This window comes from Enterobacter sp. SM3, from assembly GCF_009811935.2.
Classification (GTDB): domain Bacteria; phylum Pseudomonadota; class Gammaproteobacteria; order Enterobacterales; family Enterobacteriaceae; genus Enterobacter; species Enterobacter asburiae_D.
The window spans coordinates 3,001,788-3,026,248 of record NZ_CP099971.1; the positions used below are offsets into that span (position 1 = coordinate 3,001,788).

25 protein-coding genes and 1 pseudogene are annotated in these 24,461 nt (G+C 55.2%); 16 read left to right on the forward strand and 10 right to left on the reverse strand.

Features of this window, described 5'->3' with window-relative positions:
- The first annotated feature begins 11 nt into the window (after positions 1-11).
- From fliJ to rcsA, 10 genes and pseudogenes are all read left to right on the forward strand, one after another.
- Complete coding sequence (gene fliJ, locus GVO84_RS14160; protein ID WP_023312304.1) at positions 12-455, forward strand: flagellar export protein FliJ; 444 nt, start codon at positions 12-14, stop codon at positions 453-455.
- Positions 452-1,684, forward strand: a complete 1,233-nt coding sequence (gene fliK, locus GVO84_RS14165; RefSeq protein WP_159514458.1) for a flagellar hook length control protein FliK — start codon at positions 452-454, stop codon at positions 1,682-1,684. Before fliJ ends, fliK begins: the two co-directional genes overlap by 4 nt.
- A 106-nt stretch (positions 1,685-1,790) precedes the next feature.
- The gene (fliL, locus tag GVO84_RS14170; protein WP_023312306.1) at positions 1,791-2,261 is read left to right on the forward strand and encodes a flagellar basal body-associated protein FliL; all 471 of its coding nucleotides are present in this window, start codon (positions 1,791-1,793) and stop codon (positions 2,259-2,261) included.
- A gap of 4 nt (positions 2,262-2,265) precedes the next feature.
- Entirely contained in the window at positions 2,266-3,270 is a 1,005-nt protein-coding gene (fliM, locus tag GVO84_RS14175; RefSeq protein ID WP_121424283.1) for a flagellar motor switch protein FliM, read from the forward strand.
- Positions 3,267-3,680, forward strand: a complete 414-nt coding sequence (gene fliN, locus GVO84_RS14180; protein ID WP_023312308.1) for a flagellar motor switch protein FliN — start codon at positions 3,267-3,269, stop codon at positions 3,678-3,680. The genes fliM and fliN overlap by 4 nt, the downstream gene beginning before the upstream one ends.
- Positions 3,681-3,682: 2 nt before the next feature.
- The gene (gene fliO / locus GVO84_RS14185) at positions 3,683-4,057 is read left to right on the forward strand and encodes a flagellar biosynthetic protein FliO (RefSeq protein WP_159514459.1); all 375 of its coding nucleotides are present in this window, start codon (positions 3,683-3,685) and stop codon (positions 4,055-4,057) included.
- Entirely contained in the window at positions 4,057-4,794 is a 738-nt protein-coding gene (gene fliP / locus GVO84_RS14190; protein ID WP_159514460.1) for a flagellar type III secretion system pore protein FliP, read from the forward strand. Before fliO ends, fliP begins: the two co-directional genes overlap by 1 nt.
- A 9-nt stretch (positions 4,795-4,803) precedes the next feature.
- The gene (gene fliQ / locus GVO84_RS14195; RefSeq protein WP_008500315.1) at positions 4,804-5,073 is read left to right on the forward strand and encodes a flagellar biosynthesis protein FliQ; all 270 of its coding nucleotides are present in this window, start codon (positions 4,804-4,806) and stop codon (positions 5,071-5,073) included.
- 7 nt (positions 5,074-5,080) lie between these two features.
- Positions 5,081-5,873 (forward strand): annotated as a pseudogene (gene fliR, locus GVO84_RS14200) (flagellar biosynthetic protein FliR); the annotation flags it as partial.
- 287 nt (positions 5,874-6,160) lie between these two features.
- Entirely contained in the window at positions 6,161-6,784 is a 624-nt protein-coding gene (rcsA, locus tag GVO84_RS14205) for a transcriptional regulator RcsA (protein ID WP_008500313.1), read from the forward strand.
- Between the two features lie 100 nt (positions 6,785-6,884).
- Here rcsA and dsrB read toward each other — a convergent pair whose 3' ends face one another.
- On the reverse strand, positions 6,885-7,073 hold the full coding sequence (dsrB, locus tag GVO84_RS14210) for a protein DsrB (protein ID WP_008500312.1): 189 nt from the start codon (positions 7,071-7,073) through the stop codon (positions 6,885-6,887).
- Positions 7,074-7,202: 129 nt separating this feature from the next.
- Here dsrB and yodD point away from each other — a divergent pair, with 129 nt between their 5' ends.
- On the forward strand, positions 7,203-7,430 hold the full coding sequence (gene yodD, locus GVO84_RS14215; RefSeq protein ID WP_013097742.1) for a YodD family peroxide/acid resistance protein: 228 nt from the start codon (positions 7,203-7,205) through the stop codon (positions 7,428-7,430).
- Positions 7,431-7,731: 301 nt separating this feature from the next.
- Positions 7,732-8,532: a mannosyl-3-phosphoglycerate phosphatase-related protein gene (locus GVO84_RS14220; RefSeq protein ID WP_159514461.1), complete on the forward strand. Its 801-nt coding sequence runs from the start codon at positions 7,732-7,734 to the stop codon at positions 8,530-8,532.
- Here the strand turns inward: GVO84_RS14220 and dgcQ are convergent.
- The 3 genes from dgcQ to GVO84_RS14235 form a co-directional block, all read right to left on the reverse strand.
- Positions 8,529-10,217 carry a cellulose biosynthesis regulator diguanylate cyclase DgcQ gene (dgcQ, locus tag GVO84_RS14225; RefSeq protein WP_121424292.1) on the reverse strand — a complete coding sequence of 563 codons (1,689 nt, stop codon included), beginning with the start codon at positions 10,215-10,217 and terminating at the stop codon, positions 8,529-8,531. The genes GVO84_RS14220 and dgcQ overlap by 4 nt on opposite strands.
- 73 nt (positions 10,218-10,290) lie before the next feature.
- A complete protein-coding gene (locus GVO84_RS14230) occupies positions 10,291-10,473 on the reverse strand; it encodes a YodC family protein (protein ID WP_008500307.1) in 183 nt (60 codons plus the stop codon).
- A 78-nt stretch (positions 10,474-10,551) separates the two neighbouring features.
- Complete coding sequence (locus GVO84_RS14235) at positions 10,552-11,463, reverse strand: DUF808 domain-containing protein (protein WP_148242020.1); 912 nt, start codon at positions 11,461-11,463, stop codon at positions 10,552-10,554.
- A 178-nt stretch (positions 11,464-11,641) separates the two neighbouring features.
- On the opposite strand from GVO84_RS14235, the gene yedA reads away from it, so the two are divergent.
- Positions 11,642-12,556, forward strand: coding sequence for a drug/metabolite exporter YedA (yedA, locus tag GVO84_RS14240; RefSeq protein ID WP_159514462.1), 915 nt, complete (start codon positions 11,642-11,644; stop codon positions 12,554-12,556).
- Here the strand turns inward: yedA and GVO84_RS14245 are convergent.
- From GVO84_RS14245 to GVO84_RS14255, 3 genes are all read right to left on the reverse strand, one after another.
- Positions 12,528-13,019 carry a very short patch repair endonuclease gene (locus GVO84_RS14245; RefSeq protein WP_159514463.1) on the reverse strand — a complete coding sequence of 164 codons (492 nt, stop codon included), beginning with the start codon at positions 13,017-13,019 and terminating at the stop codon, positions 12,528-12,530. The genes yedA and GVO84_RS14245 overlap by 29 nt on opposite strands.
- Positions 13,000-14,415 carry a DNA cytosine methyltransferase gene (locus GVO84_RS14250; RefSeq protein ID WP_159514464.1) on the reverse strand — a complete coding sequence of 472 codons (1,416 nt, stop codon included), beginning with the start codon at positions 14,413-14,415 and terminating at the stop codon, positions 13,000-13,002. The genes GVO84_RS14245 and GVO84_RS14250 overlap by 20 nt, the downstream gene beginning before the upstream one ends.
- A 61-nt stretch (positions 14,416-14,476) precedes the next feature.
- Positions 14,477-15,178, reverse strand: coding sequence for a phosphohydrolase (locus GVO84_RS14255; RefSeq protein ID WP_159514465.1), 702 nt, complete (start codon positions 15,176-15,178; stop codon positions 14,477-14,479).
- Between the two features lie 284 nt (positions 15,179-15,462).
- Here GVO84_RS14255 and ompC point away from each other — a divergent pair, with 284 nt between their 5' ends.
- Positions 15,463-16,626: a porin OmpC gene (ompC, locus tag GVO84_RS14260; RefSeq protein WP_159514466.1), complete on the forward strand. Its 1,164-nt coding sequence runs from the start codon at positions 15,463-15,465 to the stop codon at positions 16,624-16,626.
- 56 nt (positions 16,627-16,682) lie between these two features.
- Here the strand turns inward: ompC and GVO84_RS14265 are convergent, their stop codons facing one another.
- Positions 16,683-17,546: an N-acetylmuramic acid 6-phosphate etherase gene (locus GVO84_RS14265; protein WP_159514467.1), complete on the reverse strand. Its 864-nt coding sequence runs from the start codon at positions 17,544-17,546 to the stop codon at positions 16,683-16,685.
- A gap of 164 nt (positions 17,547-17,710) precedes the next feature.
- Between GVO84_RS14265 and GVO84_RS14270 the strand changes: the two genes are divergently transcribed.
- Together GVO84_RS14270 and dcuR are read left to right on the forward strand one after the other, a co-directional pair.
- Positions 17,711-19,327, forward strand: coding sequence for a sensor histidine kinase (locus tag GVO84_RS14270; RefSeq protein WP_159514468.1), 1,617 nt, complete (start codon positions 17,711-17,713; stop codon positions 19,325-19,327).
- Positions 19,324-20,043 carry a two-component system response regulator DcuR gene (gene dcuR, locus GVO84_RS14275; RefSeq protein WP_159514469.1) on the forward strand — a complete coding sequence of 240 codons (720 nt, stop codon included), beginning with the start codon at positions 19,324-19,326 and terminating at the stop codon, positions 20,041-20,043. The genes GVO84_RS14270 and dcuR overlap by 4 nt, the downstream gene beginning before the upstream one ends.
- Here the strand turns inward: dcuR and GVO84_RS14280 are convergent.
- Complete coding sequence (locus tag GVO84_RS14280; RefSeq protein ID WP_159514470.1) at positions 20,024-20,986, reverse strand: FAD:protein FMN transferase; 963 nt, start codon at positions 20,984-20,986, stop codon at positions 20,024-20,026. The genes dcuR and GVO84_RS14280 overlap by 20 nt on opposite strands.
- Positions 20,987-21,080: 94 nt before the next feature.
- Positions 21,081-23,861 carry a flavocytochrome c gene (locus GVO84_RS14285; protein ID WP_159514471.1) on the reverse strand — a complete coding sequence of 927 codons (2,781 nt, stop codon included), beginning with the start codon at positions 23,859-23,861 and terminating at the stop codon, positions 21,081-21,083.
- Positions 23,862-24,461: the final 600 nt, after the last annotated feature.

Sequence of the window (24,461 nt, forward strand, 5' to 3'; positions counted from 1 at the left end):
GGGCGAAGGTCATGGCGCAAAACAGCGCGTTATCAACGCTGAAAGATCTGGCTGAAAAAGAAGTTGATGATGCCGCATTGCAGCTAGGCGCAATGCGACGCGGGTGCCAGCAGGCTGAAGAACAGTTGAAGATGTTGATCGACTATCAGCATGAATATCGCACCAACCTCAATACCGATATGACACAGGGCATTGGAAGCCAGCGCTGGATTAACTATCAGCAGTTTATCCAGACGCTGGAGAAGGCGATAGATCAACATCGCCAGCAGCTTAACCAGTGGACCCAGAAAGTCGATACCGCGCTGAATTTCTGGCGTGAGAAGAAGCAGCGGCTGCAGGCCTGGCAGACTTTACAGGACCGACAGATCGCGGCAACGACCCTGGCGGAAAACCGTCTGGATCAGAAGAAAATGGATGAGTTTGCCCAGCGCGCATCAATGAGGAAACCGGAATGATCACACTGCAACAACTGCTGATGAGCGACAGCGACCTGTCAGGCGGCACGCAAACGGGGAAAGGCACCGACGGTGCACAGGACTTTCTCTCTCTGCTGGCGGGCGCCCTGTCGGACGCAACGGGCAAGGGCAAAGATGCGCCGCTGACCCTGGCTGACCTGAAAGCCGCAGGCAGTAAACTGTCAAAGGTGGCTCAGGATGCCAAAGAGGATACCACCCTGCAGGCCAAAATTGCCGACCTGCTTTCGCGCCAAACCGCGCTGAATGGCGATGAAACCTCGCCCGTCACGCCGCTTGATACGCTGGTTTCCGGGCTGGTGCCGCTGTCTAAGGGCGACGCGCTGAAGACGCTCAATGCGGCAAACAGCAAGGATGACGGTAAAAGCGAGCTGAGCGAAGAAGATCTGGCCGGATTAAGCGCGCTGATGGCGATGCTTCCGCACCAGCAAACTACCGCCTCTCGCGCGGCAGGCAGTGACGGCGTATCCGCCACCTCAACGCTGAATTCCGCGGCGCTTTCGCACAATGGCGCGGGTCAACCGTCCCTGAACGCGCTTCCGGGAAGCCATGATAAAGCGCAGAGTTCTGTGCCTTATCAGAGCCAGGTGAAAAACAACGATCCGGCCCTGTCGGGCAACGCGCCGGCAACCCCGGCCGTGGCCGCGGTGGCAGAGAAGCAGGAGCTCGCCAGCTCTTCCTCTTCAGCCTCCCCAACGGCCACCCTGGCACCGATTATGTCCAGCCATGCGACCAGCCAGACGGCCGCCACCGTCGCCACTGCGCCGGTGTTAAGCCAGCCTCTGGGGACCCACGAATGGCAGCAATCCCTGAGCCAGCACATCACCCTGTTCACTAAGCAGGGCCAGCAGACGGCAGAGCTGCGTCTGCACCCGGAAGATCTGGGTCAGGTGCAAATTTCGCTCAAGCTGGATGATAACCAGGCGCAGCTGCAGATGGTCTCTGCGCACAGCCATGTTCGTGCGGCACTGGAAGCCGCGCTGCCGGTACTGCGGACCTCGCTGGCGGAGAACGGCATTCAGCTTGCACAGAGCAGCGTCAGCAGCGAGAGCTTTGCCGGGCAGCAGCAGTCCTCTTCCCAGCAGCAGCACCAGGCTTCGCGTTCCGGCAACACCGGCGGTTTTAATGAAGAGAGCGATGAACTACTGCCTGTCCCTGCCGCCCTGCAATCCGCAGCGCGCGGTAACAGTGCCGTAGACATCTTCGCCTAAACGCCAGAGGTAGCGTGATTATCCCCGTCTTTTCCACGCTTTGACGACAGCAGGACACGGGATAATCACCTTATTAAGCTGTACCGAAACAGGAAGCTCGTATCAGATGACTGACTCCGCTATCACCAAAAAAAGTAAGCGTTCCATCTGGATCCCGCTGCTGGTGTTGATCACGCTCGCCGCCTGCGCTACCGCGGGCTATAGTTACTGGCGTATGCAGCAGGAACCTACCACCGCTGCAGCCAAAGCTGAAGCGCCACCTCCGCCGGCTCCAGTCTTCTTCCCGCTGGATACCTTCACCGTCAACCTGGGTGATGCGGATCGCGTGCTTTATGTTGGCATTACGCTGCGCCTGAAAGATGAAGCCACCCGTTCTCGTCTGAACGATTACCTTCCAGAAGTGCGCAGCCGACTTCTGCTGCTGTTCTCTCGTCAGGACGCTTCGGCGCTGGCCACCGATGTGGGTAAGCAAAAGCTGGTCGACGCCATTAAACAAACGCTGGCGACCCCGCTGGTAAACGGCCAACCTAAGCAGGAAGTCACTGACGTTCTGTATACAGCATTCATTCTGCGGTAACGACATGGGCGACAGTATTCTTTCTCAGGCAGAAATCGATGCGCTGCTCAACGGCGACAGCGATAAGAGTGACGACCCGCAACCGGGTCTCACCGGCGACGATAATATTCGTCCTTACGATCCCAATACCCAGCGTCGCGTGGTACGTGAACGTCTGCAGGCGCTGGAGATCATTAACGAACGTTTTGCACGTCAGTTCCGTATGGGGCTGTTTAACCTGCTGCGTCGTAGCCCGGATATCACGGTCGGTGCAATCCGCATTCAGCCGTATCATGAGTTTGCCCGCAACCTGCCGGTGCCAACCAACCTTAACCTGATTCATCTGAAGCCGCTGCGCGGCACCGGTCTGGTGGTGTTTTCGCCAAGCCTGGTGTTCATCGCGGTGGATAACCTGTTCGGCGGCGACGGGCGTTTCCCGACCAAAGTAGAAGGTCGTGAATTCACCCACACCGAACAGCGCGTCATTAACCGCATGCTGAAGCTGGCGCTGGAGTCTTACAGCGACGCGTGGAAAGCGATTAACCCGCTTGAAGTGGAGTACGTCCGTTCTGAGATGCAGGTGAAATTTACCAATATCACCACCTCCCCGAACGATATCGTCGTTAACACCCCGTTCCACGTGGAGATCGGTAACCTGACCGGCGAGTTCAACATCTGCCTGCCGTTCAGCATGATCGAACCGCTGCGCGAGCTGCTGGTTAACCCGCCGCTGGAGAACTCCCGCAACGAAGACCAGAACTGGCGTGAAAACCTGGTCCGCCAGGTCCAGCACTCGCAGCTTGAGCTGGTGGCGAGCTTCGCCGATATCCCGCTGCGGTTATCTCAGATCCTGAAATTACAACCCGGCGATGTTTTGCCGATAGAAAAACCCGACCGCATTATTGCCCATGTGGATGGTGTCCCCGTGCTGACAAGCCAGTACGGCACGATTAACGGTCAGTATGCGTTACGCGTTGAGCACTTGATCAACCCGATTTTGAATTCGCTGAATGAGGAACAGCCCAAATGAGTGACATGAACAATCCGTCCGATGAAAACAGCGGAGCACTGGACGATCTGTGGGCTGACGCGTTAAACGAGCAAAAAGCACCCCCGGCCAAAAGTGCTGCGGATGCCGTATTCCAGCAGCTCGGCGGCGGTGATGTCAGCGGCACGCTGCAGGACATTGACCTGATTATGGATATCCCGGTTAAGCTGACCGTTGAGCTGGGACGCACCCGTATGACCATTAAAGAGCTGCTGCGCCTGACGCAGGGTTCCGTGGTGGCCCTTGACGGTCTGGCCGGCGAGCCGCTGGATATTCTGATCAACGGCTATCTGATTGCCCAGGGTGAAGTGGTGGTGGTTGCCGATAAATACGGCGTACGTATCACCGACATCATTACCCCGTCTGAACGTATGCGTCGTCTGAGCCGTTAAGCATGAAAACCCAGGCAACAATATCACAGCCTTCTGCCGTTCCCGGCTCGCCTCTGCTCCAGGTGAGCGGGGCATTGTTCGGTATTATTGCCTTTATCCTTATCGCCGCCTGGCTGGCGAAGCGCTTTGGCCTGGCGGGTAAAACCGCCGGTGCCCACGGCCTGAAGGTCAGCGCCAGCACCACGCTGGGACCACGCGAACGCGTGGTCATCGTCGAGGTGGACGATGCGCGCCTGGTCCTGGGCGTCACGGCCTCAAACATCAGCGTATTACATAAGCTGCCGCCCGCCCCTGTAGTGGTGGACGAGCGCGCAGACGCCCCCGCGGATTTTCAGTCCGTCATGAAGAGTTTGCTTAAGCGTTCCGGGAGATCCTGATGCGCCGTTTGTTATCCCTGACGCTTGCGGGCGTTGGCCTGTTCGCTCCCGCGGTTTATGCCCAACTGCCCGGTCTGGTCTCAACCCCTCTCGCGGGCGGCGGACAAAGCTGGTCCCTTCCGGTCCAGACGCTGGTTTTCATCACCTCGCTGACGTTTATTCCGGCCATACTGCTGATGATGACCAGCTTCACCCGCATTATCATCGTCTTTGGTCTGCTGCGAAACGCGCTGGGAACCCCTTCCGCACCGCCAAACCAGGTTCTGCTTGGGCTGTCGCTGTTTTTGACTTTTTTCATTATGTCGCCGGTTATTGATAAGATTTATACCGACGCCTACCAGCCGTTCAGCGAAGACAAAATCTCCATGCAGGAGGCGCTGGATAAAGGCGCTCAGCCGCTGCGAGAATTTATGCTGCGCCAGACGCGCGAAGCCGACCTGGCCCTCTTTGCCCGCCTGTCCAACACCGGCGAGCTGCAGGGACCGGAATCAGTGCCAATGCGTATTCTTCTGCCAGCCTATGTCACCAGCGAGCTGAAAACCGCGTTCCAGATTGGCTTTACCATCTTTATTCCGTTCCTGATTATCGACCTGGTGATCGCCAGCGTCCTGATGGCGCTCGGGATGATGATGGTGCCGCCCGCGACCATTGCCCTGCCCTTTAAGATCATGCTCTTTGTTCTGGTCGACGGCTGGCAGCTGCTGGTCAGTTCTTTGGCGCAGAGTTTCTACAGTTAAGGAACGGTAATGACACCCGAATCGGTCATGATGATGGGCACGGAAGCGATGAAAATCGCGATTGCCGTTGCCGCGCCGCTGCTGCTTGTCGCGCTGGTTACCGGTCTGATTATCAGTATCCTGCAGGCCGCCACGCAGATTAACGAAATGACGCTGTCGTTCATCCCGAAAATCATCGCCGTGTTCGTGGCGATTATCGTCGCCGGGCCGTGGATGCTGAACCTGTTGCTGGACTATATGCGCAACCTGTTTACCAATCTGCCGTACATCATCGGCTGACCTGACGATGCTGCACTTCACCAGCGACCAGTGGGTTCAGTGGCTCGGCGTCTATTTCTGGCCGATGCTGCGCATCATGGCGCTGATATCCACTGCCCCCATTCTCAGTGAGAAATCGATACCCAAGCGCGTGAAGGTGGGGCTGGGCATTATCATCTCCATTATCGTTGCGCCCTCTCTCCCCCCCGTGGATATTCCGATCTTCTCGGCGAACGCGGTGTGGGTGGCTCTGCAGCAGGTGATGATTGGCGTCGCCGTCGGCTTTACCATGCAGCTCGCCTTTGCCGCGGTGCGCACCGCAGGGGAACTGATCGGCCTGCAGATGGGGCTATCGTTCGCCACGTTTGTTGATCCCGGCAGTCATCTCAACATGCCCGTGCTGGCGCGCATTATCGATCTGCTCGCCATGCTGCTGTTCCTGTCGTTGAACGGCCATCTGTGGCTTATCTCCATGCTGGTGGATACGTTCCATACGCTGCCGATTGGTGAAAATCCGGTAAACAGCAACGCCTTTCTGGCGCTCACTCGCGCTGCGGGGCTGATATTCCTGAACGGGCTGATGCTGGCGCTGCCGATCATCACCCTGCTGCTGACCGTCAACCTGGCATTAGGTTTACTCAACCGAATGGCACCGCAGCTTTCGGTGTTTGTCATCGGTTTTCCGCTGACGCTGACGGTGGGAATTTTATTAATGTCATTGCTGATGCCACTTATCGCTCCCTTCTGTGAACATTTATTCGGCGAGATATTCAACCTGTTAGCGGATATTGTCAGTGAGTTGCCACGTAAATAATAGCCCGCACTGTTGCTATTGTCTTTCTGAGGATATTCCTAAAATAAAACGTGAAAAACATCTTCCAGGATATATCTGACGCGGTTTAATTGTTTCTAACCATCTCACAATACTTAATATTTACTTTACTTTAAGAAGATTCCTGGCAAATTATACGTAACTTTACGGGATAGTGAGTCCGCCTGAAAGTCTTTGTCATGCTCACAGGTTTATTATTTTTTTCCATCCCGTATGGCTGTTTTGAGCTCTCAGGCAGATGGTGAATTATCGTTACGCATTGAGTGAGGGTATGCCATGTCAACGATCATTATGGATTTATGCAGCTACACCCGGCTAGGGTTAACCGGGTACCTGGCAAGCAGAGGGGTAAGAAAGAGAGACATCAACGATGCACACACCGTTGACGAACTCGCAGCCGCTTGTGACGAACTAAAACCAGGCGTGGTGTTTATTAATGAGGACTGTTTCATTCACGATCCAGCCAACAGTCAGCACATTAAGCAAATCATTAATCAGCATCCAAAAACCCTGTTTATTGTTTTTATGGCGATCGCGAATATCCATTTCGATGAGTATTTGTTGGTCCGTAAAAATTTATTGATTAGTTCTAAATCGATTAAACCCGAGTCGCTGGATGACATTCTGGGTGATTATTTGAATAAAGAAGTTAAGAATGTAGGAGCGGTTAACTTACCCACCCTATCATTAAGCAGGACTGAATCAAGTATGCTGCGAATGTGGATGGCGGGACAAGGAACTATTCAGATCTCGGACCAGATGAATATTAAAGCGAAAACCGTTTCGTCACACAAAGGAAATATTAAAAGGAAAATTAAAACGCATAATAAGCAAGTGATCTACCACGTGGTACGCCTGACCGATAATGTGACGAACGGGATTTTCGTCAACATGCGTTAGTCGCTTAAGACCTGTGCACCCTACCTTTGATCTCTGGCCTGGCCAGAGATTTTTGCTTCTGTGAGGTTGTCGGGCACACGCTGTGCTACCCGACGCCGTGCTAATCTGCTTTCTCTACAAAAATGCCGTCCGGATGCCCCAGTTCGTTAAAAAACCAGATGCCGAGCGGGTAGTCTTCGAGTGATACCAGATACATTGTGCCTTCGCTAAACTCTTCAATTGCCAGCACCACACCCGGGCGGCGCGGCCCACCGTCCGTTTTAACCGTTACCCGATCGTTGACCTTCATACATTCCTCCTCTGGTTTTGAGCCAGTGTAGAACAAAACGCAAAAACGCACATCGCCGCCCGGTGTGAATGGCGTTTTTATGCACAGTCTATACTTACCGTTGGACACGGTTGAATGAGGAACCCCGTAATGAAGACCGATAAAGAGTACAGCGACACCATCAAGCGCGAGGTTGAGGTGGATGTCGATGCCCTGCTGGCCGCCATCAATGAGATCAGTGAGTCGGAAGTCCGTAGGACGGACGACAATTCGGACCGCGTCATTGTCAACGGAAGGGATTATCACACCTATCGTGAGCTGGCCGAGGCCTTCGAGCTTGATATTCACGACTTTAGCGTGTCTGAAGCCAATCGGTAGGGCGAAAAAAATCCCGGTCATGGGGATGACCGGGATCAAAACTTGCTTATGCAAGAAGCACTTGAAAATTCGTTACACCAGGAAATCTGATGTACATGCCACACTATCCCCAACGAATTTGTCTGACAAGCATATATTCTTATGATGAATATAATATTTTTAACATAATGCTTTTTGTTATGAGCATTAACACACGCCGAATGCGGGTTTGCCAGGGAATACTCTCATTTCTCCTGTTAACAATTCGGCTATTTTTTAGGATTTTTCTTAGAAAGAGACGAAGCCGTTACCAGGAGTCACTATGCCTTCACTGCGGGACACATTGCTGATTTTTTCGGACCTGGACGGCTCGCTGCTGGATATTCATACCTATGAGTGGCAACCCGCCATGCCCTGGCTGGACAGGCTGCTGGATAACCAGATCCCGGTCATTCTCTGCAGCAGCAAGACCGCGGCAGAGATGCTGGATATCCAGCAGGAACTGGGGCTGGAAGGCTTGCCTTTTATTGCCGAGAACGGCGCGGTGATTCAGCCCGACGTGCGTTGGGAGAAGGTTCAGCGCCAGATCAGGGGGATGACGCACCGGGATATTCGCCCGCGGATCGAGCAAATTCGCCTGCAGACGGGCTTTAAATTCACCACCTTTGACGACGTGGATGAGCATGTCATCAGCGAGTGGACCGGACTGACGCGCTACCGTTCGGCGCTTGCCCGCAAGCATGAAGCCTCCGTCACGCTCATCTGGCGCGATACCGACGAGAAAATGGTCCAGTTTGAAGAGGAGCTGGCGCACAGCGGCCTGAAATGTCTGCAGGGGGCGCGCTTCTGGCATATTCTGGACGCCCGCTGTGGCAAGGACGTTGCGGTTAACTGGCTGATTGCGCAATACCGCGAGCAGGAAGAGATCGAACCCACCACGCTGGGGCTCGGCGACGGCCCTAACGATGCGCCGCTGCTCGACAGCGTTGACTTCGCGGTGGTGATTAAGGGCATTAACCGCCAGGGCATCACGCTACGGGATGATAACCCCGCCCGGGTTTATCACACCCGGCAAACAGGCCCCGCGGGCTGGCAGGAGGGGCTGGATCACTTCCTGTCCTAATCCCGCCAGACGACCCGGTTACGGCCGCACTGTTTGGCCTGGTACAGCCGGGCGTCCGCCACGGACTGCAGCTGTTCAAACTCGTAGTTACCCGCTTCATCCGCGCTGCTGACCCCCAGCGACGCGCTGATGCGCAGAGTCGTGCTCTTCTTCACCAGAATCTCCTTGCTGTCGATCCGGCAGCGAATGCGATCCGCGACGCTTCTCGCCTCCTCCAGACCGATCCCCGGCAGGACAACGCAAAACTCTTCCCCGCCTACGCGCCCTGCCACGTCATTCTTGCGTAGCGCGCTGGCAATCAGCCCCGCCGTGTGGGAGAGGACTTTATCACCGGCCTGATGGCCGAAACGGTCGTTGATGTTTTTAAAATGGTCGAGATCGATCTGAATCACCGAGAACGGCAGCGACTGCTGGCGACAGGTTTCCGCCAGCAATTTTGCGCGGTCGAACAGCGCGCCGCGGTTATTCAGCCGGGTAAGCGGGTCATGCCAGGCCTGCCACTGGAGCGAGTGCTGAAGCGTGTACATGTTGCTCACCATCCGACGGATCACCAGCCACGAAATCAATAGCATGGCGGTAAAGAGCGCCCACAGCAGCGCCAGCACGATGCTGATGCTGCCGAAATCGTCCTGTACCCCTTCGTGCAGGGTGTGGATCCGCAGGACAACGCCGTCGAAGTGATCGAGCCGCTCCCAGCTAACAAACCGGCTTCCGAGGCGGATCCCGCCGCCGGTCGCGTGCTCAATCGCCTGCGCAATCTGCGCCGTTTCGCGTTCGTCAAAATGGTTAACCGCGTTTTCCGCGTGGACTGAGGTGGCAATCATATTGAGCCGGGTATCGTACAGCTGATACTCCCCTTCCGTTCGGTCTTCCGTCGCATCGGCCAGCAGACGCTGCATCGTGCTCAGCGTAAAATCCATCGCCACGACGCCATACCAGTAATGATCGAAATAGATGGGAACGCTGGCGGTGATCGTACGTTCATCATTGGTCCAGGATGAAGGGGTAGAGATAAACCAGCGCACCGCGCGCGCGCGATTGTTCCGTTCTGACTGCTGGGTAAACCAGGACTGCGTGACCAGATGGTAATAGCGGGAGGTAATATCCCCCGCCTGGTCCGGCGTATCCGTGGAAATGAAAAATCCGGCGCGGGACACGTAGATCACGCGCGCTTCCGTTTGCGCTCTCGACGACGCCAGCCTGAGCAGATACCCCACTTCGAGCGCGGCGGAAATTTCGTGGCTGAGACGCTCAGCGTCACGATTCAGTAGCGTGGTTTTGTCGACGAACGCATCCGAAACGCCGTTAATGGGGAGGGTACGTTTTTTATCAACGGCAAGCTGCCAGGTGGGGAGCATGCGGAGGGTGTTAAAGCGTGACACCGCATTCTGTAATACATCAAAGGCCAGCGGCGTCTGGATCGCATCACGCATGCCCTGACGGAACAACAGCATCCTGTCCACGCTGTTCTGCAGCTGCCTGTCCAGCGAACTGGCCACCGTATCCAGATGGTTACGCTGGCTGGAGATATACGCCTCTTCGAGGACCACCACCTCACGCCAGGTCAGGAGAGTGGAAAACACCAGAACGACCAGAAAACAGAGATTAACAATCAACCCCGGATTGCTACGCTTATGCAGCCATTGCAAAAATGATCGTCTTACAACAAAGGTATCGCGCTGCACACACACTCCATGATGACTGCCTTACACCCGGTACTTGAGATAAAAACGCCCGGCAAAGCCGGGCGTTATGTGATTAAGCCTTGTCCCGCTTGTGCTGCCCGTCCCCCGGCTGAAGCTCATCTTCACGAAATGCTTCCCGCTTGATGCTATAGCCATCGTGCCACCGACATTCCACCATTCCGCTGGAATACCCGGTGACAATCATACGTGGGCCGCCCTTCTTAGGCTTAACTTCATCACTGACCAAAAAGACCATACCTGCCTCCTGTATCAGGGTGAAACTGTTTCAATTTAGACGAGGAACGGTCTTTTTGCATCCCACAGCGGGTAACAATTAGTGCGACGTGCCGCGTATTTTTTCAACCAGCTTCACCGCCGCGACCACGATAGCGCCAATGATAAAGCCCAGCACCAGATTCAGCAGCGTCGGCAGAATCGCCGCGACAACGGCCCCCTGCGCCGAGGAGAAATGTTCGATTGCATGGTGCAGCGGAGCGATACCGTGAACCACGATCCCGCCGCCCACGAGGAACATCGCCAGCGTGCCCACCACCGACAAACTCTTCATCAGCCACGGGGCCAGCACCAGCAGGCTTTTGCCGATGCCTCTTGCCACCGCGCTCGATTTCTCCTCCAGCCAGTAGCCGATATCATCCAGCTTCACGATCAGTCCCACCAGGCCGTAGACGCCGACGGTGACCAGAATGGCGATGCCGGAGAGGATCAGAACCTGATTCAGGAGCGGCGCGTCAGACACGATCCCCAGCGTAATGGCGACAATCTCCGCGGACAGGATAAAGTCGGTTCGAATGGCGCCTTTGACCTTATCGCGCTCGAAGGTTTTCGGGTCCTGCGCGGCCAGCGCTTCCAGACGCTGCTGGCGCATCTCCGGCGTATCGCTCTCCTTGCGCGCGCTGAAGGAGTGCAGAACCTTCTCCACGCCCTCGAAGCAGAGAAATGCCCCGCCAATCATCAGCAATGGCGTGATGGCCCAGGGAATAAACGCGCTGATCAGCAGCGCCAGCGGCACCAGAATCACCTTATTCAGGAAGGAGCCTTTTGCTACCCCCCACACCACCGGCAGTTCACGGTTAGCCCTTACCCCACTCACCTGCTGGGCGTTAAGCGATAAATCATCTCCCAGCACACCTGCGGTTTTTTTCGCCGCCAGTTTACCCATCACTGAAATGTCATCCAGTAAGGTCGCAATATCATCCAGCAATGTTAATAAGCTACTTCCTGCCAAAATCTTAATCCTTCATTTTTTGGTAATTAGGTGAATAGTATGGAGCAAAAGCGCAAACCCGGAAACAGGCACCTCACGTCAACAAAAAATTCACATCAGCTACACAATTAAAGGGCTCGCCAGCACGATAGTTTTCGCGTTTACTATCAGCGACCTTTTTATTTCGTCGTGAGGGATTATGCGTTTCCGGCAATTGCTACCGCTCATTGGGGCACTCTTTTCGCTGTACATCATCTGGGGTTCAACCTACTTTGTCATTCGCATCGGCGTGGAAAGCTGGCCGCCACTGATGATGGCGGGCATCCGCTTCCTGTCGGCTGGCGTGCTGCTGCTGGCCTTCCTGCTGCTGCGCGGGCACAAGCTTCCCCCGCTGCGCCCGATGCTGAATGCCGCCCTCATCGGCCTGCTGCTGCTGGCGGTGGGAAATGGGTTTGTCACGATTGCCGAGCACCAGAACGTACCGTCCGGGATCGCCGCCGTGGTCGTTGCCACCGTACCGCTGTTTACCCTCTGCTTTAGTCGTCTTTTCGGTATCCGAACCCGCAAGCTGGAATGGCTGGGGATTGGCATTGGCCTTGCCGGTATTATTCTGCTGAACAGCGGCGGCAACCTGAGCGGGAATCCGTGGGGTGCCGTCATCATCCTGATTGGCTCGATGAGCTGGGCGTTTGGTTCCGTCTACGGTTCGCGTATCGAACTGCCAGCCGGCATGATGGCTGGGGCGATTGAGATGCTTGCCGCCGGAATCGTGCTGCTGCTCGCCTCCACGCTGACGGGAGAAAAGCTGACGACCCTGCCGCCATTGTCGGGCTTTCTGGCGGTAGGCTACCTGGCGCTGTTTGGCTCCATCATCGCTATTAACGCCTACATGTTCCTGATCCGCAACGTCTCCCCGGCTGTCGCCACCAGCTATGCCTACGTCAATCCGGTCGTGGCCGTGTTGCTCGGAACGGGATTGGGGGGAGAAACGCTCTCTTCCGTTGAATGGCTGGCATTAGGAGTGATTGTTTTTGCCGTCGTGCTGGTCACCCTGGGCAAATATTTACTGCCCGCCAAACCGGTGGTCACGCCTTGCGGGGTGGAGAAACCGTAAGCTGGTGAATTCCCTGCGTGTCGATCTGCGCGGTCTGGCCGCCGCCGCAGATCCACTCTTCCAGCCGTTCGGTCAGATCGGCATCGTTCAGTTTTAATCTGCCTCTCAGCGCGCACTCCCAGACGATCATCACCCGCCAGCCCTGCACAATCAGCGCGCTCAGGTCCCGACTGTCGCGCTCGACGTTCTTGCCAATTTTATCCAGCCAGAAATCGGTGCGCGTTGCGGGGACTTTAAACAGGTAGCAGTCGTGGTGATGCCAGAAACAGCCGTGGGTAAAGATGATGCATTGCCAGGCGTCGATGACGAAATCCGGCCGGCCCGCAAGCGCGGGATCCTGCACGCGGAAATCAAAGCCCGCCTGCGCCAGCAGCCCGGCCAGGCGCTTTTCGATGGCGGTGTCACGCGTGCCGATGGCACGCATGTTTTTGCTGCGCGTCGCCTTATCGTGAACATCCGTCATTGACGGCCTCGCCCTGACGGAGTGCCACCGCCTGTCTGATGCGCGAGGCCAGCAGTTTGGCCACCGCCGTGAACGCGGGAACCACCACCGAATTACCGAACTGGCGGTACGCCTGGGTATCCGAAACCGGAATGCGGAAGCGGTAGCCCTGCGGGGTCTCAAATCCCATCAGCCGGGCGCATTCCCGCGGCGTTAAGCGTCGCGGACGGTGACGTTGATTATGCGGATCGTCGAAATCTGTTTCACCCAGCGCCTTGTCCCAGCCCCTGTCGATCAGGATTTCCGCGCCGTCTTTGTAGTAGCGAGCAGACAGCGTGCGGGTCACGCTGTGGGGATCGTTGGGGTTTACCATCCCAAAACCGAAGCCGTTGCCCTTCGCCTGATGTTTCTTGGCGTAGCGGTAGAGGTATTTCCACAGCACCGGGGTCAGGATAAATTTCGCGTCAACGACAGGTTCCAGCAGGTCGGCCACGGTTGGACGCCGCTCGGGATACAGAGACGGGATATCCCGAAGGGTGAAATTCCCCTTGAGATTGAGATCGCGGCGGAAACCTACCAGCACGATACGTTCACGATGCTGGGGCAGGAAATGTTTCCCATCAATGATTTTGGGATCGTCCGCGCCCATGTCCTGTGAATCGGCCACGTCATAACCCAATTCATCCAGGGTTTGCATGATAATGCGGAAGGTTTTTCCACCGTCGTGGCTCTTTAGATTTTTGACGTTTTCCAGCACAAAGATGGCTGGACGGCAGGCATCGATGATGCGCGCCACATCAAAAAACAGCGTTCCCTGGGTATCGCAGGCAAAACCGTGGGCGCGTCCGAGGGCATTCTTTTTGGAGACACCGGCCAGCGAGAAGGGCTGACACGGGAAGCCTGCGAGGAGCACGTCATGCGCCGGGATCGTCTGGCGAATGTGCTCGGCGGCGTGTTCATCCGTTACGCCGCTTTTATGGCTCAGGGTCACATCGCGGATATCCGCGTTGAAATGATGCTCGTGCGGATCGCAGTACCAGTTGGCCTTGTAGGTCCTTACGGCATGTTTGTTCCACTCACTGGTAAACACGCACTGTCCGCCGATAGCTTCAAAACCGTGTCGGATGCCGCCGATACCGGCAAACAGATCGATAAAACGGAAGGCATAGTTCGGGTGCGCGGCAGAAGGACGCGGAAGCAGGTTTTGCAGATAACGAAACTCGCCTTCACTCAGGCGACGCCCTGCGCGCTCGCTGGTCAGCAGACGTTTAAGGATCGCCGGGCTCCAGTGGCTCTCGCCGTGCGCCACCAGCAGATTGGCCAGCGTTTTAGCATCATAGATATCCAACAGCTGGCGCAGTAACGCCTGCACCGTTGCCGTTGATTTCTCAGCCTGCTCAGGCGCGGGCTCTGTCACTGATCGATTTTCCTGCATTCTTTTAACCGGAGAATAAAGACTGGAAACAGATTACCACAGTTCAGTTGCGCAAACTGCGACGGAAGCGGTTCAACACCTGGCTATCCAGCCCGATGCAGTCGCCGCGTAATTCGGCACTGAGTTTCGCCATAAACTGGATCAGGAAATCGGCATTGTGACGTGCCATCTCGCGGCCCATTTCCGTTTGCATTGTATCAGGCAATCGCAGCAGCTTGGTCTGAAAATGGTCGAGGGCAAACGCACGGTCGTCAAGGGTACGCGCATCGGCAAAGGGATCGTCGGCATTAAAAAGCGGCACGCCCAGCGCGCCCGAGACGGCAAAGACGCGCGCCAGGCCGATAGCGCCTAACGCTTCCAGTCGGTCTGCGTCCTGCACGATTTTGGCCTCCATGCTCTGCGGCGCAATCCCGGCGCTGAAGCTGTGCGCTTCAATCGCGTGCGCGACGGCGGTTGCGTGCTCTGGCGGAAAGTCCGGGAAGTCGCGGCGCAAAATATCACCCGTCTTGCGCGCCGCCAGCTGTGACGACCGGCTGCGTTCGGGATGGTTTTTCGGCAGGCTGACAATATCGTGGAAATAGCATGCGGTCAGGATCACCAGCGGCTCCACCGTTTCATTAACCATGATTTTTTGCGCCGTCATCCAGACCCGACGGAAATGCGAAATATCATGTGCGGTATCGTCGGTGCTGTGGTTTTCCTCGAGCCAGCGCTCAAATCTGTGCTGCCACTGGGCAAGTTCCATCGTCATATCCTGTTGTTTAAAAGAGCGTGAATTATAACACAGCCGAATCAAACCAATTAAAAAATAGAATTGCGAAATACTTAATAATAATTACATCATATAAATTCAATGAATTAATTCACTAGAAAAATAAAGAGATCAATAGAAATATTTAGCAATATTTCATCGAATTTAATTACATTTATTTTTGAAACTAAATGACATCTCCTGGAATAGTATCGAGCCTGTAATTACGGAGCGTGATTACATATATTCATATAAATTATCTTTTAAGGGAATATATAATGAAAAGAAAAGTTCTGGCAATTCTGGTACCCGCGTTATTAATGGCAGGCGCAGCAAATGCGGCTGAGATGTACAACAAAAACGGCAACAAAGTTGACCTGTACGGCAAAGTCGATGCGCGTCACACCTTCTCTGACAACGCTGGCGACGACGGCGACGAAACCTATGTGCAGATTGGTTTCAAAGGCGAAACCCAGATCGCTAACGACCTGATCGGTTACGGCCAGTGGGAATACAAAACCTACGCTAACGATACCGAAGGCGCGGGTGACAAATCATTTAACCGTCTGGCATACGCTGGCCTGAAATATGGCGAATACGGTTCATTTGATTATGGCCGTAATTACGGCGTCGTGTACGACGTAGAAGCCTGGACCGATATGCTGCCTGTATTTGGCGGTGACTCTTACACCTGGACCGATAACTTCATGAACGGCCGTGCTAACGGTCTGGCAACGTATCGTAACCAGGATTTCTTCGGTCTGGTTGAGGGTCTGAATTTCGCGCTGCAGTATCAGAGTAATAACGAAGGCGGTCCGCACGAAGATCAATTCGGCAATTATATTGATGTGCAGGAAGGCACTAAAAACGGTCATAACGATGTTCGTTTCCAGAATGGCGACGGTTTCGGTATGTCTACCACCTATGACTTCTCTGGCGATCTCTCCGGCCTGAGCCTGGGTGCGGCGTACTCGTCTTCCGATCGTACTAACGAGCAGGTTGCTTATGGCAAAGCCGCGGAAGGCATCGGCTATGCAGCTGGTGATAAAGCTGAAGCCTGGACCGTGGGCGCGAAATACGATGCTCACAGCGTCTACCTGGCGATGATGTATGCGGAAACCCGCAACATGACGCCAATCGGCAACTTTGGTATCGCCAACCAGACTCAGAACTTTGAAGCGGTTGCTCAGTACCAGTTCGACTTCGGTCTGCGCCCTTCCCTGGCATGGGTCTACTCAAAAGGTAAAGACCTGGACGGTAAAGGATTCGATCAGGATCTGGTTAACTACGTCGACCTGGGCATGACCTACAGCTTCAACAAAAACTTCTCCACCTATGTTGATTACAAGATCAACATGCTGGATCAGGACGAAGCGCTGTATGACGCATACGGTATTTCCACCGATGATATCGTTGGCATCGGCATGACCTACCAGTTCTAATCTCCAAAATACCAAAGGCCGCAATTGCGGCCTTTTTTACGTCTTCACGGTGTATATTATGGCGCTTCCTGCAGCGCCACGCGGATAAACCCGTTATTCTGCGCCAGCAGCTCATGGGCTTTCCACGCATCCAGCCCTGTCAGCACCATTAATACCGCCGTTTTACAGTTATGGTTACAGCTCTCCAGCGCGGCTTTTGCCTCCGCCCGGCTGCATCCCCCCGCTTCCATCACAATGGCGATTTGCCGTTCAGCCCATTTGGTCGTGCCTGCTTCAAGATCCACGCGCAGGTTGCTGAAAACCCGTCCGGTTCGGACGGCCAGCCCGGTGGCGATCATTGAGAGGATCATTTTCTGCGCAATCCCCGCTTTGGTGTTGATGTAGCCTGCGACGACGTCGGCCCCCAGTTCCGGCGCGATAACCATGCTTGCCAGCTGTGCGGCTTCACTTTGCGCATCACCGGTAATAATGGCGACCGGTGAACCCAGCGACCACGCGTGACGCATTGCCCCCCAGACCCACGGCGTTTTTCCGCTGACGGTCACGGCCAGCATCATATCGTGTTCGCCAAATTTGATGGCCTGCAGATCGGCAACGCCGCGCTCGTAGCTCCCTTCCCCTTCTTGCGCCGTAACGGCCATCACAGGGCTTTTGCCCGGCGCATATTCATCGGCAACCTGTTTCGCAACACGCCCCGACGGCCCCGCGCCAACGATGACCAGGCGACCGCCATGGCTTAGCGTTGCGGCGGCGTTATCCACCACGCGGGCAATAGTATCTAAACAGGGGATAATAGCAGCAGAAATGAGTGCATCATCCTGGTGAATGACTTTCAGCATGTCCAGCGTGGACAATCTATCAATATTCATCGTGCTGGCGTGCCGTCTTTCCTTGACCGAACCGGTAAGCATAATGCTCATAAACAGCCTCCTTATTATGAGTACCCACACACTATAAAGTGTTTTATATAGATGACCTGCGAGGAGGGTCACGAAAAGAGGACCAAATCCACGCCTTTACATGGCTTTAAGAAAAGCCCGTCATCAGCGATAATTACCCCTTTCTTAATCATCGCGGAGTGTTGATGAGCGATTTGCAGCCTTTCCTTCCGACGCGCAAGCGCCCCATGAAGCTGAACACCCTGGTCACGCTGATGGTGGGCGCGATTATTGCCTCTGTGCTGCTGGTGGTCTTTGCGCTCTACTCCGTACAAATCACCCGGGCGACCCGCGATGATGTTAAAGACACCGCGCTCGGCATTGCCCGCACCCTCGCCGACAGCCCCGAGATACAGCGCGGCCTGATGCAGGCACCGCAGGAGAATATTATTCAGCCCATCGCCCAGGCGGTGACGAAACGAAACGATCTGCTGTTCACCGTGGTCACCGATATGCGCGGGATCCGCTATTCACACCCGAACGAGGCGCTGCTGGGGCTGCATTTCATCGGTGATGATTTAACCCCCGCGCTGGAAGGCAAAGAGAACGTATCGGTTAACCGGGGCGCGCTCGCCGAAGCGCTGCGCGTTTTCACGCCCGTCTACGACGGCCAGCACGAGCAGATCGGCGTGGTGGCGGTCGGTATCTCCCTGAATAAGGTTGAAGAGCAGATTGCCCGCGGGCGGCTAAACGCCGTCTGGACCATTTTATTCAGTATTTTTATGAGTTCGATGGCGATTTGGGGTCTGGTGCGGGTCCTGAAACGCATCCTGTTTGGACTCGAACCTTACGAAATTTCCGCCTTGTTTGAGCAGCGCCAGGCGATGCTGCAGTCGCTTCGCGAGGGGGTGCTGGCCGTCGATATTCACGGGCGCGTGACGATGATCAACCAGACCGCCAGAGAAATATTGCTCCTCCCCTCCGACAAGCAGACCGAAAACGCCAGCGCGCCCCTGCTGGCCAGCCTGCGTGAAGTCTCAAAGACGGGCGTTGCGCGCCAGGATCAGGAGATCAGCTGTAACGGGCGTCTGTTGCTGTGCAATATGGTGCCCGTTAAGAGTCAGGATCGGGTGATCGGCGCCATCACCACCTTCCGTGATAAAACGGAAATCAGCCAGCTTATGCAGCGTATTGATGGCATGGTCAACTACGTCGACGCCCTGCGCAGCCATACCCACGAGTTTATGAATAAACTGCATGTGATCCTGGGCCTGCTGCACATGAAGCGCTACGACAAGCTGGAAGAGTACATCATTCAGACGGCACAAAATTACCAGACGGATATCGGTACGATACAGAGCAAGGTAAAATCCCCGGTTATCGCCGGGTTCCTGCTGGGTAAAATCAACCGGGCGAAAGAAGCGGGCGTCACCCTGACGCTGGCGGATGAATGCCAGATACCGGATACCGCGAGTGAAGAGCAGGTCGCGGTGCTGATCACTGCGCTGGGTAACCTCATTGAAAACGCGCTCGACGCGATGGAAGGACAGCAGGAAGGTGAGATCGGCCTGCTGCTGCATTATCAGAATGGCTGGCTCAGCTGCGAAGTCAGCGACGATGGCCCCGGCATTGATCCCGCGCAGCTGGAGGCTATTTTTACAAAGGGCTTCTCAACAAAAGGTGAAAACCGTGGCGTTGGGCTGTTCCTTGCTCGCCAGCAAATTCAGAACCTCGGCGGCGATATCAGCGTCGAGTCTGAGCCAGGCGTATTTACCCAATTTTTTGTTCACATCCCCTGGGATAGCGAGAGGAATATCGCGTGATAAATGTATTAATTGTCGATGATGACGCCATGGTAGCCGACCTCAACCGTCTGTATGTCAACCGTGTTGAAGGTTTTAGCTGCTGCGGCGTCGCCTCCACGCTAAACCAGGCCGAGGCCATCATTAATAACCCCGCGCAGCCTGTCGATCTGGTGCTGCTGGATGTCTATATGCAGCAGGATAACGGGCTGGATCTGCTGCCCGTTATCCGCGCATCCGGCCGCCCAATCGATGTGATTATGATCTCGTCCGCTGCCGACGCCGCCACGATCCAGACCTCCATCCACTACGGCGTGGTGGATTATCTGATCAAGCCGTTCCAGTTCCCGCGCTTTGAAGAGGCGCTGAACGGCTGGAAGGCAAAGCACAACCTGATGGGTTCACACCAGTACTATGAGCAGGCCGACGTCGACCGGCTGATCCACGGCGGGGCGCCGGAACTGGCGGACAGTAAAAAGCTGCCGAAGGGGTTAACGCCGCAAACGCTGCGCACGATTTGCCAGTGGATTGACGCTCACCCGGAGACGGAGTTTTCCACCGATGACCTGGCAAACGCCGTCAATATCTCCCGCGTGTCCTGCCGTAAATACCTGATTTGGCTCGCGCAAATCAACATTCTCTTCACCAGCATTCACTACGGCGCCACCGGTCGTCCGGTGTATCGCTACCGTCTCCAGCCGGAGCAGACCGGCCTGCTCAAGCAATACTGTCAGTAACGCGGAAGTCGTTATCCAGCAGGGTAAAGCGGAAGTGGTGCATCGATGAGATCACCACTTCTTTTGTTTTGGTCACAAAGATTGCTTCAATATTGGGGCGCGCGCGCAGGACGGCACAGCCCTTTTCTATCCCCATGCCGTACATCAGCGTGGTCCAGATATCGCCGTCGATGGAGTCTTTCGAAATAATCGTCACGCTGTCCAGCTCGTTGTCCAGCGGATACCCGGTGCGCGGGTCGAGAATATGGTGATAGCGTTTGCCGTTTTGCTCAAAGTAGCGCTCGTAGGTTCCCGACGTCACGACGGACAGGTTCTCTACGGTCATTGTGCCGATCAGCGCATCACCGGCGAACGGTTTTTTCAGCCCCACGCCCCATCCCGCTTCCGGCGAGCCTAACGTCTGAATGTTCCCGCCGAGGTTGATCAGCCCCAGCTCTGCGCCCTCTTTACGAAGGTGATCACGCACCCTGTCGGCGATATAGCCTTTGGCGATAGCCCCCAGATCGATCTCCATCCCCGCTCTGGTCAGAAACACGCTGCTGCTGGCCTCGTCAAGAAGGACATCCTCAGGACGGGTAATCGCCAGCAGCGACGCGATTTCATCGGCAGGCGGAACGCTGTCCCCCTGAAAACCAATTTTCCAGCGCTTCACCAGCGGACCTATCGCCAGGTTAAAAGCGCTGTCCTTGAGCAGGCTTGCCGCTTTTGCACAGCGGATCAGCTCAAAAACCGGCCGGCTGACGGTAACCGGATGCTGGCCAGCGGCATGGTTGATGTCCATCACCTGCGAGTGCGCGCGGTTGACGGTAAGCAGATCTTCATACTGTTTGATCAGGCGAAACACGCGGGACGCGAGGGCTTCATCGTGGGAGAAGAGTTTCAGGAGAATGGGTGAGCCCATCAGAACGGCGGAGTAGCTGTAAACGCGATGGCTATCAGGCATAGCATGAGTCCTCAGATGTAGCCCCGGCAGGCACCGCGCCGCCGGGGAAAATGCCGGATCGCGCTGCGCGTATCCGGCCTACAACACAGGGGTCTTACTGCTTTTTCGAACGCATAGCCGCCTGATGTCCTGCAAGCGTACCAAAAATAATGATATCTGCCACTGCGTTACCGCCGATACGGTTACCGCCGTGGATCCCGCCAACCACTTCACCGGCCGCAAACGCGCCTGGCAGCACGTTGTGGTTGCTGTCCAGCACGCAGGTTTCGGTGTTGATGGTCACGCCGCCCATGGTGTGGTGCACGCCCGGCGCAATCTGAATGGCGTAGAACGGCCCTTCGTTGATTGGCGCACGCAGCGCGGTGGTACGGCCAAAATCGTCATCGTGCTGTTTCTCAACGAAACCGTTGTAACGTTCCAGCGTCGCGAGGAAAGCGTGGTAATCCATCCCCAGCGCCTCAGCCAGGGCTTTTGGCGAGCTGGCGCTGGTCACGAAACCTTTCGCGATGTACTCATCCGCGGCTTTGTTTTTGGCACGTACGTGCTCGTCAAAGACGATGTATGCGTATTTCTCCGGCAGCGCGATGATTGACGCCGAGACCTTATCGCGGGTCGACATTTCGTTGTAGAAGCGCTCCCCTTTCTGGTTCACCAGAATCGCCCCGCCGCCGCGAATGGATTCGGAAATCAGGTACGAGGTGTTCTGCTCGACGGTTGGGTGAATTTGGATTTCGCCCATATCCACGGTACCCGCCCCGATGCGCTCCAGCAGCGCGATGCCGCCGCCGGTTGCCCCTTTGTGGTTGGTGGTGACGAACCCTTCCAGATCCGGACGGTATTTCACTACCATCTGGCTGTTGGCGCTGAAACCACCGGTGGCAACAATCACGCTTTTGGTTGCCACGGTGACGGTTTCGTTCTCTTCGGTGGTCAGACGTACGCCGGTCACTTCGCCGTTCTCGAAGATAATGTCGCTGACGGAGGTATCCAGCATCACCTCGATGTTGCGTTTGTTGACGTTACGCACCAGGCCGCTGATCAGGTAGCCCCCCACCGCAGAACCGTCTTTTGGACGGTGAGTACGGTCGATGCTCATCCCACCGGTGGTGGTGATGTCGTTCAGCATGATGCCGCGCGTTGCCAGCCACTCAATCGCCTGCGGCGCGTTCTCGACAAAGCGACGCAGCAGTTCCGGGTTGTTCTTGTTGCCGCCGCCTTTCAGGCTTTCCTGATAGAACAGCTCTTTGCTGTCCTGAATGCCCTTCACGCGCTGGAAGCGGGTTTCGGCGGCGTTCATACCGGCAGAGGCTTTAATGGTGTTCCCGCCGATGGTCGGCATTTTCTCGACAATCAGCACGCTCGCGCCTTCGTCGTGAGCCTGGATCGCCGCCGCCAAACCGGCGCCGCCGCTGCCGACAACGACCACGTCCACGCTGCGGGTTTCGTTCGGATCAACGCCCTCTTCCGCGGCCAGCGCTTTGCTGGATTTCAGCATCGCTTTAGAGACCGCTTTCTTCACCGCTTCACTCTGGCTGGTTGCGCCGGTGATGGCATCCACGTGCGGGGTGTTGGCATCCAGAATGCGGGTACGGATCTCTTCAAAGCTGGTCACAAACTCAACGTCTTCACTCGGGCCGGAGGCCAGCTCGATGTCCGCAATGCGGTCAGTTTCCAGGCTGACGTTAATTACCAGTTCGTTAGCGTCATCCTGCACTTTCTCAGCAAAGGTACCCGGTTTGAATTTGGATTCGCCCATGCTCATGTCGCGGATCATCGCTTCTACCAGCGAGAAGCGCCACAGCGGTTCCGGAATGCTCAACTCTTCGCGTTTGCTGCTGTCCATAAACAGCTCAAGGCTTTCGCCAGCCGCGATGCGGTCGGTCCAGTCCGGGTAAGCGATAGTCGCGCGACCAACGGCAATCAGGTCGTAACCGTGGTCCAGCGCTTCATTCACGTCTGAAGCATTTACCACGCCGCCCACGCCCATGACCGGAACCTGCGCCAGCGTTTCAGAACGCATCGCGCAGTATTTTTCGATAAGCGGAGTCGGGTCCTGGGTGTCGACAATGGAAGGACGCAGGGTCGCGCCGACGGAGAAGTGCAGATAGTCCACGCCGCGCGCCGCCAGTTTTTCCAGCAGGTACATGGTGTCGTCAAAGCGAATACCCGGGACCTCCATCTCTTCAGGGGAGAAGCGGTAGCCAATAATAAACGCGTCGTCCGCGTACTGGCGCACCATTTTATGGGTAATGTCCAGCACAGCCAGCGGGAACTTCGCGCGATTATCGCGGCTGCCGCCCCACTCGTCATCGCGCTGGTTTGAATTCGGTGAGTAGAACTGCTGAATCAGATAGGTGTTCGCCCCGTGGATCTCCACGCCGTCGAAACCGGCCTGGATGGCGCGGCGCACGGCTTCACCAAACTTGCCGATCATGCCTTCCACTTCTTCAGCGGTCAGCGCAACCGGCGTTGCGGCACCTTCACGCGGCGCGGCTACGGCGCTCGGGCCAACCGGGGTACGGCCACCAATCAGTTTTGGGTCGACCATGCGGCCGCCGTGGTAGATCTGCAGCAGCGCCTTAGACCCTTTGGACTTAATGGCCTCTGCGATTTTCGCCAGCCCCGCAATTTTCTCGTCATTATCAATACCGATGGCACCCGGGAAGGCGAGACCGAGATCGTCGACGAAGCAGCACTCCACAATGATGGTACCAATGCTGCCGGAACGGGCCCGATAGTACTCCACCAGCTCGCTGGTGACGGTGCCGTCAAAATAGCCGGTACAGGTTGTCATCGGGGCCATTAACAAACGGTTTTTCAGTTCAGTACCATTCGGTAATGTGAAGGGGCTTAGAATACGTTCGTTAGTGCTCATAATTGAAACTCCAAACTTTTAAAAATTAAGAATTCGTTATCGGATTGATTTTTTATTTCGTCGTTATTTGCCGATGTCATGATATTAATATAATGATTTTTTTAGTTTCTAAAGTTATTACGTTAGTTAAAAAACTATTTAATCCCTGCAATAACACAAATAACACATTGGTGTTAGCGATTGTAATTCAGCCATTCACAATAATTTAAAATTCGTTAAATGATTAATGGTAAAACCAATTCACCTATACACGATTAAACCTTATAAAAACAACAAGATACAATCAAACCGAAATCAATATTGTTAATGAAATGATAAATAACACGCAAAAAATATGCAATACCCACATACGCCAGAGTGGTTATTAATAAAAGCATAAAAATAACGCTGCAATTCTATTTTTTTGATCGCGATCAATAGTTATGGCATTCAAAAGCGCAATATAAAAACATCATCATTTTTTAATTTAGCGCACACAAAAACGCGTTGAATCGCTATTACTGAAAACACAAGAAAGCACCTTTAATAACTAAAAAAAGCAAAGAAACTTAAAAAAGTGATTTCGTTTTTCAGTGCGACCGAATTTTTGACAACTTAAGA

Coding starts and splice junctions, on each gene's coding strand:
- fliJ (WP_023312304.1), top strand. CDS start 12: ATGGCGCAAAACAGCGCGTTATCAACGCTGAAAGATCTGGCTGAAAAA.
- fliK (WP_159514458.1), top strand. CDS start 452: ATGATCACACTGCAACAACTGCTGATGAGCGACAGCGACCTGTCAGGC.
- fliL (WP_023312306.1), top strand. CDS start 1,791: ATGACTGACTCCGCTATCACCAAAAAAAGTAAGCGTTCCATCTGGATC.
- fliM (WP_121424283.1), top strand. CDS start 2,266: ATGGGCGACAGTATTCTTTCTCAGGCAGAAATCGATGCGCTGCTCAAC.
- fliN (WP_023312308.1), top strand. CDS start 3,267: ATGAGTGACATGAACAATCCGTCCGATGAAAACAGCGGAGCACTGGAC.
- fliO (WP_159514459.1), top strand. CDS start 3,683: ATGAAAACCCAGGCAACAATATCACAGCCTTCTGCCGTTCCCGGCTCG.
- fliP (WP_159514460.1), top strand. CDS start 4,057: ATGCGCCGTTTGTTATCCCTGACGCTTGCGGGCGTTGGCCTGTTCGCT.
- fliQ (WP_008500315.1), top strand. CDS start 4,804: ATGACACCCGAATCGGTCATGATGATGGGCACGGAAGCGATGAAAATC.
- rcsA (WP_008500313.1), top strand. CDS start 6,161: ATGTCAACGATCATTATGGATTTATGCAGCTACACCCGGCTAGGGTTA.
- dsrB (WP_008500312.1), bottom strand. CDS start 7,073: ATGAAGGTCAACGATCGGGTAACGGTTAAAACGGACGGTGGGCCGCGC.
- yodD (WP_013097742.1), top strand. CDS start 7,203: ATGAAGACCGATAAAGAGTACAGCGACACCATCAAGCGCGAGGTTGAG.
- GVO84_RS14220 (WP_159514461.1), top strand. CDS start 7,732: ATGCCTTCACTGCGGGACACATTGCTGATTTTTTCGGACCTGGACGGC.
- GVO84_RS14230 (WP_008500307.1), bottom strand. CDS start 10,473: ATGGTCTTTTTGGTCAGTGATGAAGTTAAGCCTAAGAAGGGCGGCCCA.
- yedA (WP_159514462.1), top strand. CDS start 11,642: ATGCGTTTCCGGCAATTGCTACCGCTCATTGGGGCACTCTTTTCGCTG.
- GVO84_RS14245 (WP_159514463.1), bottom strand. CDS start 13,019: ATGACGGATGTTCACGATAAGGCGACGCGCAGCAAAAACATGCGTGCC.
- GVO84_RS14255 (WP_159514465.1), bottom strand. CDS start 15,178: ATGGAACTTGCCCAGTGGCAGCACAGATTTGAGCGCTGGCTCGAGGAA.
- ompC (WP_159514466.1), top strand. CDS start 15,463: ATGAAAAGAAAAGTTCTGGCAATTCTGGTACCCGCGTTATTAATGGCA.
- GVO84_RS14265 (WP_159514467.1), bottom strand. CDS start 17,546: ATGAGCATTATGCTTACCGGTTCGGTCAAGGAAAGACGGCACGCCAGC.
- GVO84_RS14270 (WP_159514468.1), top strand. CDS start 17,711: ATGAGCGATTTGCAGCCTTTCCTTCCGACGCGCAAGCGCCCCATGAAG.
- GVO84_RS14280 (WP_159514470.1), bottom strand. CDS start 20,986: ATGCCTGATAGCCATCGCGTTTACAGCTACTCCGCCGTTCTGATGGGC.
- GVO84_RS14285 (WP_159514471.1), bottom strand. CDS start 23,861: ATGAGCACTAACGAACGTATTCTAAGCCCCTTCACATTACCGAATGGT.